This window comes from Rahnella sp. ATs2, assembly GCF_051851855.1.
GTDB classification, from domain to species: domain Bacteria; phylum Pseudomonadota; class Gammaproteobacteria; order Enterobacterales; family Enterobacteriaceae; genus Rahnella; species Rahnella variigena.
Genome location: NZ_JBLYPL010000008.1, coordinates 94,754 through 111,385 on the forward strand (window position 1 = coordinate 94,754; position 16,632 = coordinate 111,385).

General features: G+C 53.3%; 14 protein-coding genes. 9 read left to right on the top strand and 5 right to left on the bottom strand.

Going from position 1 to position 16,632, the window contains the following annotated elements; all coding sequences use genetic code 11:
- Positions 1 to 26: 26 nt before the first annotated feature.
- From bglF to ACJY2G_RS10240, 7 genes are all read left to right on the top strand, one after another.
- A complete protein-coding gene (gene bglF / locus ACJY2G_RS10210) occupies positions 27 to 1,901 on the top strand; it encodes a PTS beta-glucoside transporter subunit IIABC (protein WP_430319751.1) in 1,875 nt (624 codons plus the stop codon).
- Between the two features lie 22 nt (positions 1,902 to 1,923).
- Positions 1,924 to 3,321: a glycoside hydrolase family 1 protein gene (locus tag ACJY2G_RS10215; RefSeq protein WP_430319750.1), complete on the top strand. Its 1,398-nt coding sequence runs from the start codon at positions 1,924 to 1,926 to the stop codon at positions 3,319 to 3,321.
- Positions 3,322 to 3,444: 123 nt separating this feature from the next.
- The gene (locus ACJY2G_RS10220; protein ID WP_439291688.1) at positions 3,445 to 4,851 is read left to right on the top strand and encodes a carbohydrate porin; all 1,407 of its coding nucleotides are present in this window, start codon (positions 3,445 to 3,447) and stop codon (positions 4,849 to 4,851) included.
- Between the two features lie 168 nt (positions 4,852 to 5,019).
- Complete coding sequence (gene licT / locus ACJY2G_RS10225; protein WP_439291689.1) at positions 5,020 to 5,868, top strand: BglG family transcription antiterminator LicT; 849 nt, start codon at positions 5,020 to 5,022, stop codon at positions 5,866 to 5,868.
- 231 nt (positions 5,869 to 6,099) lie between these two features.
- The gene (gene ansP, locus ACJY2G_RS10230) at positions 6,100 to 7,581 is read left to right on the top strand and encodes an L-asparagine permease (protein ID WP_430319748.1); all 1,482 of its coding nucleotides are present in this window, start codon (positions 6,100 to 6,102) and stop codon (positions 7,579 to 7,581) included.
- Positions 7,582 to 7,740: 159 nt separating this feature from the next.
- Positions 7,741 to 7,938: a hypothetical protein gene (locus ACJY2G_RS10235; RefSeq protein ID WP_112288224.1), complete on the top strand. Its 198-nt coding sequence runs from the start codon at positions 7,741 to 7,743 to the stop codon at positions 7,936 to 7,938.
- Positions 7,938 to 8,744, top strand: coding sequence for a hypothetical protein (locus ACJY2G_RS10240; protein ID WP_430319747.1), 807 nt, complete (start codon positions 7,938 to 7,940; stop codon positions 8,742 to 8,744). Before ACJY2G_RS10235 ends, ACJY2G_RS10240 begins: the two co-directional genes overlap by 1 nt.
- Positions 8,745 to 8,764: 20 nt before the next feature.
- On the opposite strand, the gene ACJY2G_RS10245 is transcribed toward ACJY2G_RS10240, so the two are convergent.
- Together ACJY2G_RS10245 and ACJY2G_RS10250 are read right to left on the bottom strand one after the other, a co-directional pair.
- Positions 8,765 to 9,454, bottom strand: coding sequence for a fumarylacetoacetate hydrolase family protein (locus tag ACJY2G_RS10245; RefSeq protein ID WP_430319746.1), 690 nt, complete (start codon positions 9,452 to 9,454; stop codon positions 8,765 to 8,767).
- A 92-nt stretch (positions 9,455 to 9,546) separates the two neighbouring features.
- Entirely contained in the window at positions 9,547 to 10,341 is a 795-nt protein-coding gene (locus ACJY2G_RS10250) for an SDR family NAD(P)-dependent oxidoreductase (protein WP_430319745.1), read from the bottom strand.
- Positions 10,342 to 10,441: 100 nt separating this feature from the next.
- Here ACJY2G_RS10250 and ACJY2G_RS10255 point away from each other — a divergent pair, with 100 nt between their 5' ends.
- Together ACJY2G_RS10255 and ACJY2G_RS10260 are read left to right on the top strand one after the other, a co-directional pair.
- Positions 10,442 to 10,888 carry a winged helix-turn-helix transcriptional regulator gene (locus tag ACJY2G_RS10255; RefSeq protein ID WP_430319744.1) on the top strand — a complete coding sequence of 149 codons (447 nt, stop codon included), beginning with the start codon at positions 10,442 to 10,444 and terminating at the stop codon, positions 10,886 to 10,888.
- An 865-nt stretch (positions 10,889 to 11,753) separates the two neighbouring features.
- Entirely contained in the window at positions 11,754 to 11,972 is a 219-nt protein-coding gene (locus ACJY2G_RS10260; RefSeq protein ID WP_120162682.1) for a helix-turn-helix domain-containing protein, read from the top strand.
- Positions 11,973 to 12,140: 168 nt separating this feature from the next.
- Here the strand turns inward: ACJY2G_RS10260 and ACJY2G_RS10265 are convergent, their stop codons facing one another.
- The 3 genes from ACJY2G_RS10265 to ACJY2G_RS10275 are packed head-to-tail and all read right to left on the bottom strand — an operon-like array spanning position 12,141 to position 16,632.
- A complete protein-coding gene (locus ACJY2G_RS10265; RefSeq protein ID WP_430319742.1) occupies positions 12,141 to 14,168 on the bottom strand; it encodes a CocE/NonD family hydrolase in 2,028 nt (675 codons plus the stop codon).
- Positions 14,165 to 15,808 (bottom strand): ABC transporter ATP-binding protein, encoded by a 1,644-nt coding sequence (locus ACJY2G_RS10270; protein ID WP_439291690.1) that lies wholly within the window; start codon positions 15,806 to 15,808, stop codon positions 14,165 to 14,167. Before ACJY2G_RS10270 ends, ACJY2G_RS10265 begins: the two co-directional genes overlap by 4 nt.
- Positions 15,805 to 16,632: an ABC transporter permease gene (locus ACJY2G_RS10275; RefSeq protein WP_430319740.1), complete on the bottom strand. Its 828-nt coding sequence runs from the start codon at positions 16,630 to 16,632 to the stop codon at positions 15,805 to 15,807. The genes ACJY2G_RS10270 and ACJY2G_RS10275 overlap by 4 nt, the downstream gene beginning before the upstream one ends.

Below are 16,632 nucleotides of genomic sequence, written 5' to 3' on the forward strand. Positions count from 1 at the left end.
CGCCCTTACTCTGATGAGATAACACCATGGAATACAGTATATTAGCCGATGAAATTCTCCGCGGAGTGGGCGGAAAAGACAACGTCAACAGCGTGGTGCATTGTGCCACCCGATTACGTTTTAAATTAAAAGATACGAGTAAAGCCGACGCTGCCGGATTAAAAGAAAACCCGGGTGTCATCATGGTCGTCGAGAGCGGCGGCCAGTTTCAGGTTGTTATCGGCAACCACGTTGGTGCGGTTTATGAAGCGCTGGTGAAAGGCAGTGCGCTTTCCGACAGCGGCGACGATGACAGCGGTGATAAGGGCAGTTTATTTGCCCGGGCGATTGACGTTATCTCCGGCATTTTTACCCCGTTTATCGGCATCATGGCCGCGTCGGGGATCCTGAAAGGTTTTCTGGCACTGGCGCTGGCGTGCGGCTGGATGGTGCCGGAAAGCGGTACCTACAAAGTCTGGTTCGCCGCCAGTGACGCCATGTTTTACTTCTTCCCGCTGGTGATCGGTTTCACCGCCGGTAAAAAATTCGGCGGTAATCCGTTCGTTACCATGATGATTGGCGGCGCGATGGTGCATCCGCTGATGATCGCCGCATTTGAGGCACAGCAACCTGGTGCTCAGGGCGAGCATTTCTTCGGTATCCCGCTGGTGTTTATCAATTACGCCTCATCGGTGATCCCGGTGATCCTGGCTGCGTGGGTATCAAGCTGGCTGGAAAAACGGGCCATGAAAATCTTGCCTTCAGCGCTGCGTAACTTTATCACGCCGCTTATTTGCCTGATGGTTGTAGTGCCGCTGACCTTCCTGATTATCGGACCCGTCGCCACCTGGGCCAGCCAGCAACTGGCTAACGGCTATCAGTTTGTGTATCACATCAGCCCGATGATTGCCGGTGCCTTTATGGGCGCACTGTGGCAGGTGTGTGTGATTTTCGGTCTGCACTGGGGGCTGGTGCCGCTGATGATCAACAACTTCAGTATTCTCGGTCACGACACCATGCTCCCGCTGTTATTGCCGGCCGTGATGGGGCAGGTCGGGGCGGTGATTGGCGTGATGCTGCGCGTAAGAGATGCGCGGACAAAAGCGCTGGCGGGTTCAGCCATCAGCGCGGGGATTTTCGGGATTACCGAACCCGCGGTTTACGGCATCAACCTGCCGCGTCGTCGTCCGTTTATTTTCGGTTGCGCCGGTGGCGCACTGGGTGCGACGATCCTCGGGTATTTCCAGACCACGGCGTATTCCTTCGGTTTCGCCAGCATCTTCACTTTCACGCAAATTATTCCGCCAACCGGCTTTGATAAAACGGTGACCGCCGCCATTGCCGGGACGCTGATTGCCCTCGTGTTTGCCGCATTCGCAACCTATTTCTTCGGCATGAAAGAAGAAGCGGCAACGCCGGAAATCACCGAAAAGGCCAAAGCGGAGGCCGTTCAGGCACCACGCGGAAAAACCCTGATTGCCAGCCCGATGACCGGTGCCTGTATCGCACTCGATCAGGTTAACGATCCGACGTTCGCCAGTGGTCTGCTGGGCAAAGGCGTGGCGGTGGTGCCAGCAGTGGGGCGGGTTGTATCGCCGGTAAATGGCACCGTGGTTTCCCTGTTCAAAACCCATCACGCCATAGGGATTGAATCTGACGAGGGTGCAGAAATTCTGATCCACGTCGGCATCGATACGGTGAAGCTGGACGGCAAATTCTTTACGCCACGCATCGCGGTTGATGCGGTGGTGAAGCAGGGCGATTTGTTGCTGGAATTCGATATGCAGGGCATTTCCGATGCCGGTTATGACCTGACCACGCCGGTGCTGGTCACCAACAGCGATGACTATCTGGATGTCATCCCGGCAAGTGTTGGTCAGGACACCAGCGAACAAGCGCCATTACTCACTTTATTACGATAACGACCAGAGCCAGGAGGTTCACATGAACAAGCAATTCCCAGACGGTTTCTTATGGGGCGGCGCAGTCGCAGCCAATCAGGTGGAAGGTGCATATCTGACTGACGGTAAAGGCTTATCAACTTCTGACCTGCAACCGCAAGGCGTTTTTGGTCCGGTGCAGGAACGTACTGAAGGCGATTTCGGCGTGAAAGATGTGGCGATTGATTTCTATCATCGTTATCCGGAAGACATGAAATTGTTCGCCGAAATGGGCTTCACCGTGCTGCGTACCTCAATTGCCTGGACGCGTATTTTCCCGCAGGGCGATGAATTGCAACCAAACGAAGCCGGTCTGGCCTTTTATGACCGCCTGTTTGATGAAATGGCAAAATATGGGATTACACCGCTGGTGACGCTTTCTCACTATGAAATGCCGTATGGCATCGTGAAAAAACACGGTGGCTGGGGCAGTCGCGACACTATCGGTTTCTTTGAGAACTACGCCCGTACGGTGTTCAGCCGTTACAAAAATAAGGTGAAACACTGGCTGACGTTCAACGAAATCAACATGTCGCTGCATGCGCCGTTCACCGGCGTCGGTTTGCCGGAAGACAGCAGCAAACAGGAAATTTATCAGGCCATTCATCATCAGCTGGTGGCCAGCGCCAGAGCGGTAAAAGCCTGCCACGAGATCATTCCTGACGGCAAAATCGGCAATATGCTGCTCGGCGGAATGTTGTATCCGCTGACCTGCAAACCGGCTGATATGATGGAAACTTTGCAGCAAAACCGCGACTGGTTATTCTTCGGCGATGTACAGGTGCGCGGTGCATACCCGGCATACATGAAGCGCTTCTTCAAAGATCGTGGCATGGAAATTAATATTACGGCTGAAGATAAAGAGGCGCTGAAAGAAACGGTCGACTTTATTTCATTCAGTTATTATATGACCGGTTGTGTAACCACTGACGAAGAGCAAAATATTAAAGCGCGCGCCAACATATTAAATATGGTGCCTAACCCGCATTTGCAAAGTTCCGAATGGGGCTGGCAGATTGATCCGGCAGGTTTGCGCTTCTTAATGAATGAACTTTATGACCGTTACCAGAAGCCATTATTTATTGTGGAAAACGGATTAGGTGCGCGTGATAAAGTCGAAGCAGACGGCAGCATCAACGATGATTACCGCATTGAATATATCAATGACCATCTGGTTCAGGTGCGTGAAGCCATTGAAGATGGCGTGGAAGTGATGGGCTACACCAGCTGGGGGCCGATTGATCTGGTCAGCGCCTCGAAAGCCGAGTTCTCCAAACGCTATGGTTATATCTACGTTGACCGTGATGACCAGGGGAATGGCACGCTGGAGCGTCGCCGTAAGAAAAGTTTCTTCTGGTATAAAGAAGTAATTAATTCGAACGGCGCGGCTTTAAAACCCTGATCTGATTTTCGCCTCTAATAATAAACAACTGATGCGGCTTATAAATTTATAAGCCGCCTGTTCGCCCTTGTATTGCCCAAAAATAATAATGATGATTTAAAATAATAAAACGGAAATATAAAGATGAGAATTTCTCAGACTTCTGCAACACCTACATATATTTTAAAAAATAATTACCGGCTGCTGAAAAGCAGTTTTCTGGCGCTGTGTATTTCAGCCGCAGGTATTCATTCAGCACAGGCTGCGGATAACTGGAATGGCACTGTATTAGGTTTTGAGGCGCCCGGCGAAGGTATGTTCGGCGATATGCTGGGTATTCGCCCGATTATTGAAGACCATGGATTTCATTATCAGCTTGGTTATCTGAGCGAGTCGTCTTATAACGCAGGCGGCGGTTATAACCATGATAAACATCTGGCGTATATCGATCAGTTCTCGCTGACGTTTACCCAGGATCTGGAGATGTACACCGGCATTCCTGACGCGGCCATTGAAGGTAACATTGTTAACCGTAACCACGATGACAACCTGACGTCCAAACGTACGCAGGATCCGCGTGTGGGGTTTAACGATCTCGCCCAGGAAAGCTGGGGCGGACAGTCGATAACCCGTCTGGGCTGGCTGACGTTTAGCCGTAGTTTCGATGACCGCAAACTGCACTGGCGCATCGGTATGATGAACAAAAATCAGGATTTCGATCAGATTATCCCGTGTGATTTCCAGCTGCTGAGCCAGTGTGGCGGTAAATCGGCGAACTCGATGACCTGGTATAACTGGAATAAACATTACTGGGGCACCACTTTCCAGTACAAGCTGACGCCAGAACTGACGCTGAAAACCGGTATTATGGAACAAAACCCCGATGCCTCTGACCGCAAATACGCCTGGAGCGGTTCGCTGAAAGGCGCACGTGGCATTCTGTTGCCGATGGAAGCGGAACTGAAAACCAAAGTGAATGGTTTGCCGGGCATTTATAACGTTGGTTTGCTGTATACCAACTCGCCGCAAACAGATTTATCGGAAGGGAAAACGCAGAGCGTGGGCGCAACAGATCCCGAAGGTTATCGCAAACACAGCAGCACCTGGTTTATGTACACCGGTTTCAACCAGCAGGTGACACAACGTGGCGACGATCCAAACCGTGGCATGAGCGTGTCATACAGCCTCGGGCTGGGGGATCAGCGCAGCAACGCCATCCATCATTCGCAAGCTGCTTCCATGCGCTATCGCGGGTTGTTTGATGCGCGTCCTGACGACTGGCTGGGATTTGGTATGACGTATATTAAAATGAGTAATCATTACCGCCAGAATCAGGAAAACCTGAATACGATTTATCAGGTGGATGATTACGGTAACCCGCTGTATACGCCACTGTCCGGGCACTCGGTGAACGCTGATTTGTACTATCAGATAAAAGTCCGTTCGTGGCTGATTCTGCAACCGGATTTGCAATACTGGTACCGTCCGGGCGGGGTGAAAGAAACGCAGGATGCGTGGGTGACAGGATTGAAAGCCATCGTCACGTTCTGAGTGCAAATTTTACGTCTGACCGCAGCGATCATCGTCACGGTTTTTCAGTTACATACGTTGAGCAGATGATCTAACCTGATAAAATTATCGGGCAGAGATGAAGTGCTGCGGCAGACAAAACCTGATCTTTCTTAGGAACGGTCGGGTTTTTCTTTTCAGGGAATAACAATGAAAATCGCCAAAATTCTAAATAATAACGTGGTGGTTGTCGTCAACGATCAGCAGCGGGAACAGGTCGTCATGGGCCGCGGGCTGGCGTTTATGAGGAAAACCGGAGACGAACTCGATGACAGTAAGATCGAGAAAATCTTCGCATTACAGAGCGACGAACTGGTCGCGCATCTGACAGAACTGCTCTCGCATATTCCGATGGAAGTGATGACCACCTGCGACCAGATCATTACGCTGGCGCGCGGCCGGCTGGGGAAATTGCAGGAAAATTTATACATTGCGCTCACTGACCACTGTAACTTCGCCATTGAGCGACAGAAAAAGGGCGTGCCGATCAGCAACGCGTTACTGTGGGAAACCCGCCGCCTTTATCCGAAAGAGTATGCGCTGGGACTGGAGGCGCTGGAGATTATTTATTCGCGACTTGGTGTGCGCCTTCCGGTGGATGAAGCCGGGTTTATCGCACTGCATCTGGTGAACGCTCAGCTTAATGGCGAAATGCCGGAAGTGGCGCAAATCACCCGCGTGATGCAGGAAATCCTCAATCTGGTGAAATACCAGCTGCGTATCGAATATGACGAAGAATCGCTGAGTTATCAGCGCTTCGTCACCCATCTGAAATTCTTCGCACAGCGCATGCTCAGCCGCACCGTCGTAGCGGATGACGACATGACCCTGCATGTGGCCGTGAAAGAGAACTATCCGCAAGCCTGGCAGTGCTCGGAGAAAATCGGCGATTACCTTGCCGCGCAATATCAGCGGGATCTGACGACGGAAGAGATCATGTATCTGTCGATCAATATTGAGCGGGTGAGAAAAGAATGTTCGCCTAAAGAAACCCCATAACCGCACGCATGCTCAAAATTCGTTACGCGAAATATGACTGTTCACAATTTTTTATGACGGTTTTTTTTGCCACGGTTAATGAGAAAAGGTAGCATCCTTCGCCGTTATTGCACCAAAACAGTTCCGGCTAAAAAAACTACAGTGGGTAAACCCCATAAACGTTGAGGCTTGCAATCGTTTGCTTGCAGCACCCGACGTCAGGTGAAGGTTATTTTTGGAGAACAAGATCGAATGAAGTCTCATAAAAAATCGGCAGAGGCGAAGCACGCGGCGAAAAGACGCTGGCTGGACTCGCACGAACACGGGTATCACAAAAGTATGGGCAATCGTCAGGTTCAGATGATTGCCATTGGTGGTTCTATCGGCACCGGTTTATTTCTCGGCGCGGGCGCGCGTTTACAGATGGCTGGCCCGGCGCTGGCAATCGTGTATGCGGTGTGTGGTATTTTCTCATTCTTTATTTTACGAGCACTGGGTGAACTGGTTTTACACCGTCCGACCAGCGGCAGCTTTGTCTCTTATGCCCGCGAGTTCCTGGGCGAAAAAGCTTCTTACGTTGCAGGCTGGATGTACTTCCTCAACTGGGCGATGACCGGCATTGTCGATATCACCGCAGTGGCTCTTTACATGCACTATTGGGGAACCTTCGGTGATGTCCCGCAATGGATGTTTGCGCTGGGCGCACTGGCGATTGTCGCCACCATGAACATGATCGGCGTGAAGTGGTTCGCTGAGATGGAGTTTTGGTTTGCGCTGATCAAAGTCGCGGCGATTGCCCTGTTCCTGGTTGTCGGCGTGGTGTTCCTCGGCACCGGCAAACAGCTGGACGGCAATACCACCGGTTTCCATCTGATCACCGATAACGGCGGTATCTTCCCGCACGGGTTGTTACCGGCGCTGGTTCTGGTGCAGGGCGTGGTCTTCGCGTTCGCGGCTATCGAACTGGTCGGTACGGCGGCAGGCGAAACCAAAAATCCTGAAAAAGTGCTGCCAAAAGCCATCAACAGCGTTATCTGGCGTATCGCGTTATTCTACGTCGGTTCCGTGGTGTTGCTGGTTCTGCTGTTACCGTGGAATGCGTATCAGGCAGGGCAAAGCCCGTTTGTGACCTTCTTCAGTAAGCTGGGCGTGCCTTATATCGGCACGATCATGAATATCGTGGTACTGACTGCGGCGCTGTCGAGTCTGAACTCCGGCTTGTATTCCACCGGTCGTATTCTGCGTTCCCTGTCGATGGGCGGTTCTGCGCCGAAATTCATGTCGAAGATGAGCGCACAGCAGGTGCCTTACGCCGGTATTCTGGTCACTGTGGGTATTTATGTCATCGGCGTGGTACTCAACTACTACGTGCCATCGCAGGTATTTGAAATTGTCCTGAACGTCGCGTCACTCGGCATCCTCAGTTCATGGGCTTTCATCATCGTATGTCAGATGAAGCTGCGTAAGGCTATCAAAGAAGGCCGTGCGAAAGACGTCTCCTTCAAAATGCCGTGGGCACCGGTCACCTCGTGGCTGACGCTGGCATTTCTGGCGGGCGTGCTTATCCTGATGGCGTTTGACTATCCGAACGGCACCTACACCGTGGCGACGATCCCGGTACTGATTATCCTGCTGGTTCTGGGCTGGATTGGCCTGCGCAAACGCGCGGCGGAAGTCCATGCTGAGCAGGCCGCTCACGAAGAAGCACATCATGAAAGTCTGGATGCGAAGTAATTAACTTACTTCAGAGATTTTCAGCAAAGGGCTGCCGCAAGGTGGCCCTTTTTCGTTACATGCAGCACTAAAAATTATGTTGCCTGTAAAAAATCCGAAAGCGTGAAAGTATCTCTCATCTTTGACTAGGCTTACTCTTTAGTTAAAAGAGGCAAACCTATGTTTAAGATTATGTTACAGATTTTCTCCAGCCCGGAAAAATTCCTCGGGCTGTTCAGTGCAGCGGACATGGAAGATACGATTGAGGAGGGGGAGCGTATTTTAATTGATGAAAACGGTACCGCCTCGGTGAATCCGGCAAATCAGGATATGCGTGAAGACTTTGACCGGCACGTCAAACGCATGAGCGTGCTGTAATGGCGACAGCGGTTTTCATGGTGTTAATGGTTTGCGGGTACTGGTACACCACCCGCGACATCTCATCGCGCTTCAAACTCAAACGTACCTTCGGCTGGGACGTCTATTTTCTTGTGGCGTTATACGGCTGCATTTTTGTCCTGCAGGGCGTACTGGTGATTGCGCTGGTTTATATGGCGCTGTGGGGGATTTCAGAAGTCGTGAACTGGCTGCCTGCCATCCCGCATTTGCATCAGGATGTGCATTACCACAGAGATTTCATCAACTGGAGTTTCTTAGGCATTCAGGCGCCGGTCGTCATTATGCTCGGTGTTTCCGTGATGCTTTGTCTGGTGCGCACCACCTGGTCGCCGGGCTTGCGGCTCAATACCGCCGGACGCAAACAGTTGTACAAACAGCTCACCCGCGCCAACGGTGTGGAAGGGCTTTTGTATCAGTGCATGGAAGAGGGCGATATGGTGTTTATCACCTTACAGTCGCGGCGCGTCTATATTGGCATGGTGCATACCGCGCGATGTGAAACCAGTTCGTCGGACAATGTGGTGGTCATCCCGATGGTCAGCGGGTATCGCGATAAAGATACGCTAGAGCTGCGCGTAGAGCATAACTATGCCCGTTATTATCAGGAACACGGTATTACGCCGGTGTCGGATCCGGTGAATGCGCTGAAATTTCGCAAAGTGATTTTACTCAGTCAGATTGAAACACTGTCACTTTTCGACCCTTCAAGCGCCTGTGCATTTGAGAAGTTAATCCCGATTATCGAGGAAGAATATCAGAGAAAAATCGGAGAGAAGGACGCCTGAAGACAGACGTCCTCAATGAATTACACGATGGTGAAGCTGAAATCGCTCAGGCCTTCGATACCACCGGTAATCACATCACCGCGCACCACGGCGCCAACGCCTGCCGGTGTGCCGGTGTAAATGAGATCGCCAGGTTTGAGTTCAACGGCCTGCGAGAGATAACTGATGACATCCGCCACCTGCCAGATCTGATCACGTAAATCACCGCGCTGACGTTTCTCCCCGTTCACATCGAGCCAGATTTTACCGCTGACAGGATGACCGGTCTGACTGACGGGCAGCAGCGGGTTCGCCGGTGCGGAATCATCAAAACCTTTGGCGAAATCCCACGGACGACCTTGTTTCTTGGCCTGCGCCTGAATATCGCGACGGGTCAGATCCACGCCGACGGTATAACCCCAGACATGCGACAGCGCATCTTCAGCCGTGATATTTTTGCCGCCTTTGGCAATCGCGACGACCAGTTCCACTTCGTAATGCAGATCTTCGGTCAGTGTCGGATAAGGCACGTTACCGCTGGCAGGGATAACGGCATCAGCGGGTTTGCCAAAGAAGAACGGCGGCTCGCGATCCGGATCATGACCCATTTCGCGGGCGTGCTCGGAATAGTTACGGCCAACGCAGTACACGCGGCGTAATGGAAAACGGGCGCTCTGGCCTTCGATGGCGAGAGACGGAACTTCGGGTGCAGCAATTACATATTCGGTCATCGTATTCACTTCACAAAGTTGTCGAATTAACATATTTGCAAAGCGAATCAACATTGACCAGTAAATTTATGTTACTGGTCAATGTCTCACTGTCAGGCTTTGTAACGTGGTGCCGCGTGAGCTTGCAGGAAGTTCGGCACCATCGCGCCGCGCAGGGCATCAAAGTCGTCCCACTGTTTTTCGTCCTGCAATGGCGGAATAGTGATTTTTTCTTTGCGGTCGAAGCCCAGCAAGGCAGCATCCACCAGTTCACCGACTTCCATTACCCCTGGTACTTCATCAATATTTTTACCCGACCGTTCCCAGATTTCTGTACGCGTTGCGGCAGGTAATACGGCCTGAACGTACAAACCGCGTTCTGCCATTTCAAATTGCAGTGTCTGGCTGAAGGTCAGCACAAAAGCTTTCGTCGCGGAATACACAGCAGATTGCAGCTCAGGCGTCAGCGCCATTACCGAGGCGATATTGATAATCGCGCCGTCTTTATGCTTGATCAGGCCATCAAACGCCACGCGGGAAAGGCGTGCCACTGAGGTGACGTTCAGGGTGATCAGATTGTCGATGGCATCGGCATCACTGTTCTCAAAACCGGCTTTGAGTGACGCCCCGGCGTTATTGATCAGCAGGGAAATTTGCGGCGTCGCGCGGATAAAATCTTCTACTCGCGACAGGTCTTCGCTGCGGGTTAAGTCTGCGGGTAACACAGTCACTTTCACGCCGGACTCCTGTTGCAGCTTTTCAGCCAGCGCATTCAGGCGCTGTGCATCACGGGCCACAAGAATAAGATCATAGCCGCGTTTAGCGAGACGATCGGCGTATGTCGCACCAATACCGGTGGATGCGCCGGTGATTAACGCCAAAGACTGAGAACGAATGGAATCTGACATGAGAACCTCTGGGTTGATTAAGTGGTTTAATAATGAAACCAGATGATTTTTAACACTGGTGGTTTTATAATGCAACCAGATTCTTTAAGCAGGAGGTGCCATGAAACGAACACGTCTGGAAAACACGCCTTGTCCGGCTGGCCGCGCATTGGATCTCATTGGTGACTGGTGGACGCTGCTGATTGTCCGCGACGCCATGCGTGGCATTTCGCGTTTCAGCGAGTTCCAGCGCAGTTTGGGTGCGGCAAAAAATATTCTCAGCGTACGCCTGAAAGCGCTGGTGGCCGAAGGCATTTTGAAAATCGAACCGGCGGCCGATGGCTCGGCGTATCAGGATTACGTGCTGACTGAAAAAGGGCTGGCGCTGCAACCGGTGCTGGTCGCGCTGGGGCAGTGGGGAAGTGAATACCTGTTTGAGGAAGGCGAAGCCTGTACGCAGCTTGTGGACAATGAAAACGGCCAGCCACTGCGCAAACTGGAAATCCGAGCGCAGGACGGACGGGTGCTGGAGAGCCGGGATATTACGGCGATCATTCCTGAAATCTGATACAGAATTCGGGCAACACCCTCCATTTCGTACGGAAAAGGGCAAATCTCGATCTGCTCCCTCATCTGCGAAGGGGAGGGCTGGGGTGGGGTATTAATGGCATTTCAGTCATAACCCTTTTTTTCGAGCTGTCTCTAACTCTTTGATTTTAATGAATCACACGAGCCACACAAAAAAGAGGGTTTTTTTGGCAAAACAGGGATAATCTCTTGCAGTTCAAAGCATAAACATTAAAACTCAACTGTTCACTGCCGTACAGGCAGCTTAGAAACATACTTAATGTAGATCCGTTTTCGTCTCTCAGTTCACTGCCGTACAGGCAGCTTAGAAAGCTGCAAGATACTGATCGACTTCAGGCCCTTTGTTCACTGCCGTACAGGCAGCTTAGAAAGTGGTGGCGATTCAGGCAAGGTTTGCAGATCGGTTCACTGCCGCACAGGCAGCCGCGTGCAACTCACTGCAAACCATAAAAACTCTCTGGAAGCAGTATCTCATCCCAGCATTTTGCCCATTTTCTATGTGTGGATATCCAGTTATTGTCTGCTCGCTGCGGCAAAATCCGCAGTCGGGTGTAGGAACCTGAACCCTCATGGCGGAAGTTTTAATTTCGCCATCGCTTTGTATTACCAGAAAATAACAATTTATTACCGTATATTGTTTTGGTAACTCGGGTGGGGCAGCTTTAGGGCTGGTCGGAAAGGGTAACCGATATTCCTACCCCCGCCTGAGTTACCACCTTAGCGCAGGAACTTAAGTGGTAGCGTGATACGCAATCTAATATTAGGTTCTGTTCAAATGGATATTACTCTTACAAACGAAACATCCCCAGATTCATGGACGCTCACCGATCGCTGTCGTTTGCTGCATGAACAAAGACTGGCATCAGGCTGACATTATTGCGGCAATAAAAAAGAAGGGCACCACGATGGCGGCGGTTTCACGCCGCGCTGGTTTAAGCTCATCGACGCTCTCGAATGCGTTAATCCGTAAATGGCCGAAAGGTGAAAGGTTGATAGCGGAAGCCATCGGAGTAAAAGCCGAAACCATCTGGCCGAGCCGTTACACCGAAATTAAATACAACTAAGATCGGCTCCCTCCCCTGCGAAGGGGAGGGTTGGGGTGGGGTATTAAAGCGAAATCAATAAGTTGAAGTTTTCTCACACGAGGTGTCAGTCCTTAAAACCCCCTCCCAACCTCCCCCTTCGCAGGTGGAGGAGCAAGGTTAAACCACAGTTTGCGGGAGCAAAAAAACTTACCTCGCAATCCTCTCGTGCCAGTATTTGGTGAACTCTTCCTCGCCGTTCAGGCTGACCACCATATCGCCGCTGACGATAAAATGCGTCAGGTCGCTGCGCAATTCGAGGGTGATTTCAGCTTCCATCCACCAGCCTTCACGTCCCATCTTCATGGTCTGCGTCAGCAGATAACGGGCGGAAAGCGGATCGCTGTTGCTGACCGTCAGCTCGCGGCGCAGATTGTGATCGACCGTCGTGTCGATATCATCGAAGCGGTAAACGCCTTCACCGAAAACGCCACCCACGCCGTTGGTCACGCTGGTCCAGCTGTCGGTGAGGAAATCGTAAGTGGTATTGCGATCCACGCGGCCTGGCGACAGCACGGTTTGCGGCGTCAGCGGCGCGCTTTGCGGTTCTTTGATCGGGCCTGCAATTGAAACCGGCTGCTCACACACCGGCAGGCTGAGCTGCGCGCTGTGCAAATCTAACGTCAGCGTCGCCGCTTCTGCCATCGGCCAGATCATCGGCCAGAAGGTGGTCGCCAGCGAGATACGCATCCGGTGACCGGTGGCAAAGCGGTGCGCAATACCATCGAGCTGAACCGGTACTTTGACTTTCTGACCGGGGATCAGCGGTACAGATTTGTCATGACCCTGCAGATGAGCGAGGTTCAGCCAGCCGTGGGTGACGCGGTTTACTGAGCCGTCCGGCGCAACGTCTGACAGCCGGACGTACAGCATCGCCGCCGGTTTATCGCTGCTCAGTTCGACGGTAAACTCCGGGAAACCGAAAATGGTCAGCGGTTCGGCCAGCGGTTCGCCGTCGAAGATTTCTGCCATGCCGTCATCGACACGCTGATCCGGCGGCATTTCACCGGGCACGCCCGCGCCCATCCATTCACCTGCCATCAGACCGTGATTCTGCGGCGAACAGATATTGATCACGCCCGCGTCAGCGTCGGGCTGGGTATTGAGCTGTCCGCGTGTCAGCCAGCGCGGGCTGTGATTGATATTGCTGGCGGTGCCGCGATCAAACCCCACCCATTCGCCACGACTGACCGGACGCATCGCCGATGGCGGCTGGCTGTCCTGCAACCAGGTCTGGATCATCGGGCCTTTCATCGCGCCGTTGTCTGCGCCTTTCAGCCAGTGATCCCACCAGCGCACGGCTTCCTGTAGGAAGCCAATCGCCGGTTCCGGCGTGCCGTCCTGCGGATAGATATGTGCCCACGGGCCGAGAATGGCGCGGCGCGGAACCTGTAAATTATCCATCAGACGGAATACGGCATTGCTGTAAGCGTCTGCCCAGCCGCCGATCGCCATAACGGGACACTGGATCGCAGACCAGTCTTCGCACACGGAACCGTGTTGCCAGTATGCATCGCGCAGCGGATGTTCCATCCACAGTGCCGGGAAGAACGGCATGTTTTCCAGACGGTTCAGCCAGTCTTTGTACCAGCTATCGCCGACCAGCGCAGGGTCGGAAGGGCGGCTCTGGTACGCCAGCATAATGCCGCCCCACCAGAGGTTATCATTGAGCAGGCAGCCGCCTTTGTAATGAATATCGTCGCGGTAACGGTCATCCGTTGAACAAACCGTGATGATGGCTTTCAGCGCGGCGGGGCGGCGGGCGGCAACCTGCAAACCGTTAAATCCGCCCCAGGATTTTCCCATCATGCCGACGTTTCCGCTGCACCAGGGTTGTCCGGTGATCCACTGAATGACTTCCAGTGCGTCATCCTGTTCCTGCAACAGATATTCGTCGGCCAGCAATCCGTCAGATTCGCCGCTGCCGCGCATATCCACACGTACGACTGCGTAGCCATTTCCGGCGAAAAAGCCGTGCATCGGTTCATCGCGGGTGCGGGTGCCGTCGCGTTTGCGGTAGGGAATGTATTCGAGAATAGCCGGCACCGGCTGGCGTTCGGCGTCATCCGGCAGCCATAAACGTGCGGCGAGGCGCGTGCCGTCGCTAAGCGGGAACCACAGATGTTCGGTCACGGTGACGGCGTGAGGGAATTCGGTCACGATGCGTTTGGTGCTCATAAGACTCCTGTCGAAGGAATGGCTGCCGCAGGAAGCGCTGCACCACGCAGGGCGAGAACCTCGTCCAGCCAGCTGGTGCGCATTTCCGGTACGGAGGTCAGCAGTTTTTCGGTATAGCTGTGCATTGGCGCGCTGAAGACCACGTCAGTATCGCCGCTGGCGACCACCTGACCCTGATACATCACCGCCACCTGATGGGCGATACGTTTTACCGTGCCCAGATCATGGGTGATAAACAGATACGACAGCCCCAGCTGTTGCTGTAAGCGGCGCAGCAGATTCAGCACTTCTTCTGCTACCAGCGGATCGAGGGCTGAAGTGGCTTCATCGCAGATGATCAGTTCCGGCTGCGCAGCCAGTGCGCGGGCGATACAGACGCGCTGCTTCTGCCCGCCGGACAGTTCACCGGGACGACGGTCGATCAGTTTGACCGGCAATTCAGTCAGGCGCAGTAACTCTTCCACACGTTCACGAACCTGCTTTTTGTTCATCCCAAAGTAAAAGGTCAGCGGTCGTCCGATGATGTCCAGCAGCGTCTGGCGCGGATTGAGCGCCACGTCAGGTAACTGATAAATCATCTGCATACGGCGCAGCGTTTCTTTATTGCGCTGGTGAAAATTGTGCGAAAGCGACACGCTGTCGAAATCCACCGTGCCTTCAGTGTCGGGCAGCAATCCGACCAGCGCCCGTGCCAGCGTGCTTTTGCCGCTGCCTGATTCGCCGATAATCGCCAGCGTTTTGCCGCGCGGCAGTTGCAGGCTGACATCGTTCACCACCCGTTTACCATTGTAGCCGGTACTCAGTTTACGCATCGTCAGCAGCGGCTGTCCGGCAGTTTCATGGCCTTCTGCCAGCGGCGTCAGTGCCTGTTCGCGCTCCGCAACCAGCCTGCGGGTATATTCCTGTTGTGGATTTTCCAGAATGGTTTGCGTGTCGCCGGTTTCCACTTCTTTGCCGTGACGCAACACCATAATCCGGTCGGCAAGCTGGGCGACAACGGCCAGATCGTGGGTGATATACAGCGCGGCGGTGTTGAATTCGCGCACCAGTTTGCGCAGCATCACCAGCACTTCAATCTGCGTGGTGACGTCCAGCGCGGTGGTTGGCTCATCCATGATCAGCAAATCGGGTTTACAGGACATCGCCATTGCAGCCATTGCGCGCTGGAGCTGTCCGCCGGAAAGCTGATGCGGATAGCGTTTACCGATGTTTTCCGGATCCGGTAAATCCAGCGAGCGGAACAGTGAAATCGCCCACTGACGACTCTCTTCTTTGTTCATCAGACCGTGGCGAATGGGGCCTTCGCAGACCTGTTTTTCGATGGTCAGCGCCGGATTAAACGAGGCGGCTGCGCTTTGTGCCACATATGCCACGCGCCTGCCGCGCCATTCACGCTTTACGCTGGAAGGCTGAGAAACAATGTCAGTGCCATCCAAAAAGACTTCGCCACCGGCAATCCGGCAGCCCTGACGCGCATAGCCTAACGCTGCCAGACCAATAGTGGATTTGCCCGCACCGGATTCGCCAATCAGGCCGAGCACTTCACCCGCCGCCAGTTTGAGCCAAATATCCTGCACCAGCGGTGAACCGTCGAGGGTTTCGATGCGCAGCCCGCGCATTTCTAAAATCGTGCGTGTCATGCTTCATCTCCATGCGGCAGGCTGTTACGCTCCAGCAGCCAGTCGACCACCAGATTGACGCCAATCGTCAGCAGGGCAATCGCCGCCGCCGGATACAACGGCGCGAACTGACCAAAGTTAATCGCCTGCGCATTGTCGCGCACCATGCTGCCCCAGTCGGCATACGGCGGCTGAATGCCCAGACCTAAGAAGCTTAAGCCCGCGATAAACAGGAAGGTAAAGCAGAAACGCATACCAAACTCAGCCAGCAGTGGTGGCAGGGCGTTGGGCAGAATTTCTTTGAACAACACCCAGCGTAAACCTTCACCTCGCAGACGGGCTGCTTCGACGTATTCCTGACAGACAATCGCCTGCGCCACCAGCCTTGCCAGACGAAACACGCGTGTGGCATCGAGCAGGGCGATGGTCAGTACCAGCACCGGAATGGACGTACCCATAACGGACAGCACGATCAGCGCGAAAATCAGCACCGGAATCGACATCACGGTATCAACGATGCGTGAGAGCACCACATCGACCCATTTACCGTAAATCGCCGCCGTAAATCCGGTGACGATGCCGATGATAAATGAACTGAAAGTGATGGTCAGCGCGATAGCAATGGTGGTGCGCGCACCGAACAGAATGCGGGAAAGCATGTCGCGCCCGAGACTGTCAGTACCAAACGGCGTGGCGGCGGAAGGCAGCAGCCAGATATCGCCGACCTGTTCGGTTTCGCTGTGCGGAGCGAGCCATGGCGCAAAAATAGCCGCCAGCAGGTTCACTGCAATAATCACAATACCAATCCAGGCCGAGAGCGGGATGTTAATGAAATATCGGTTCAT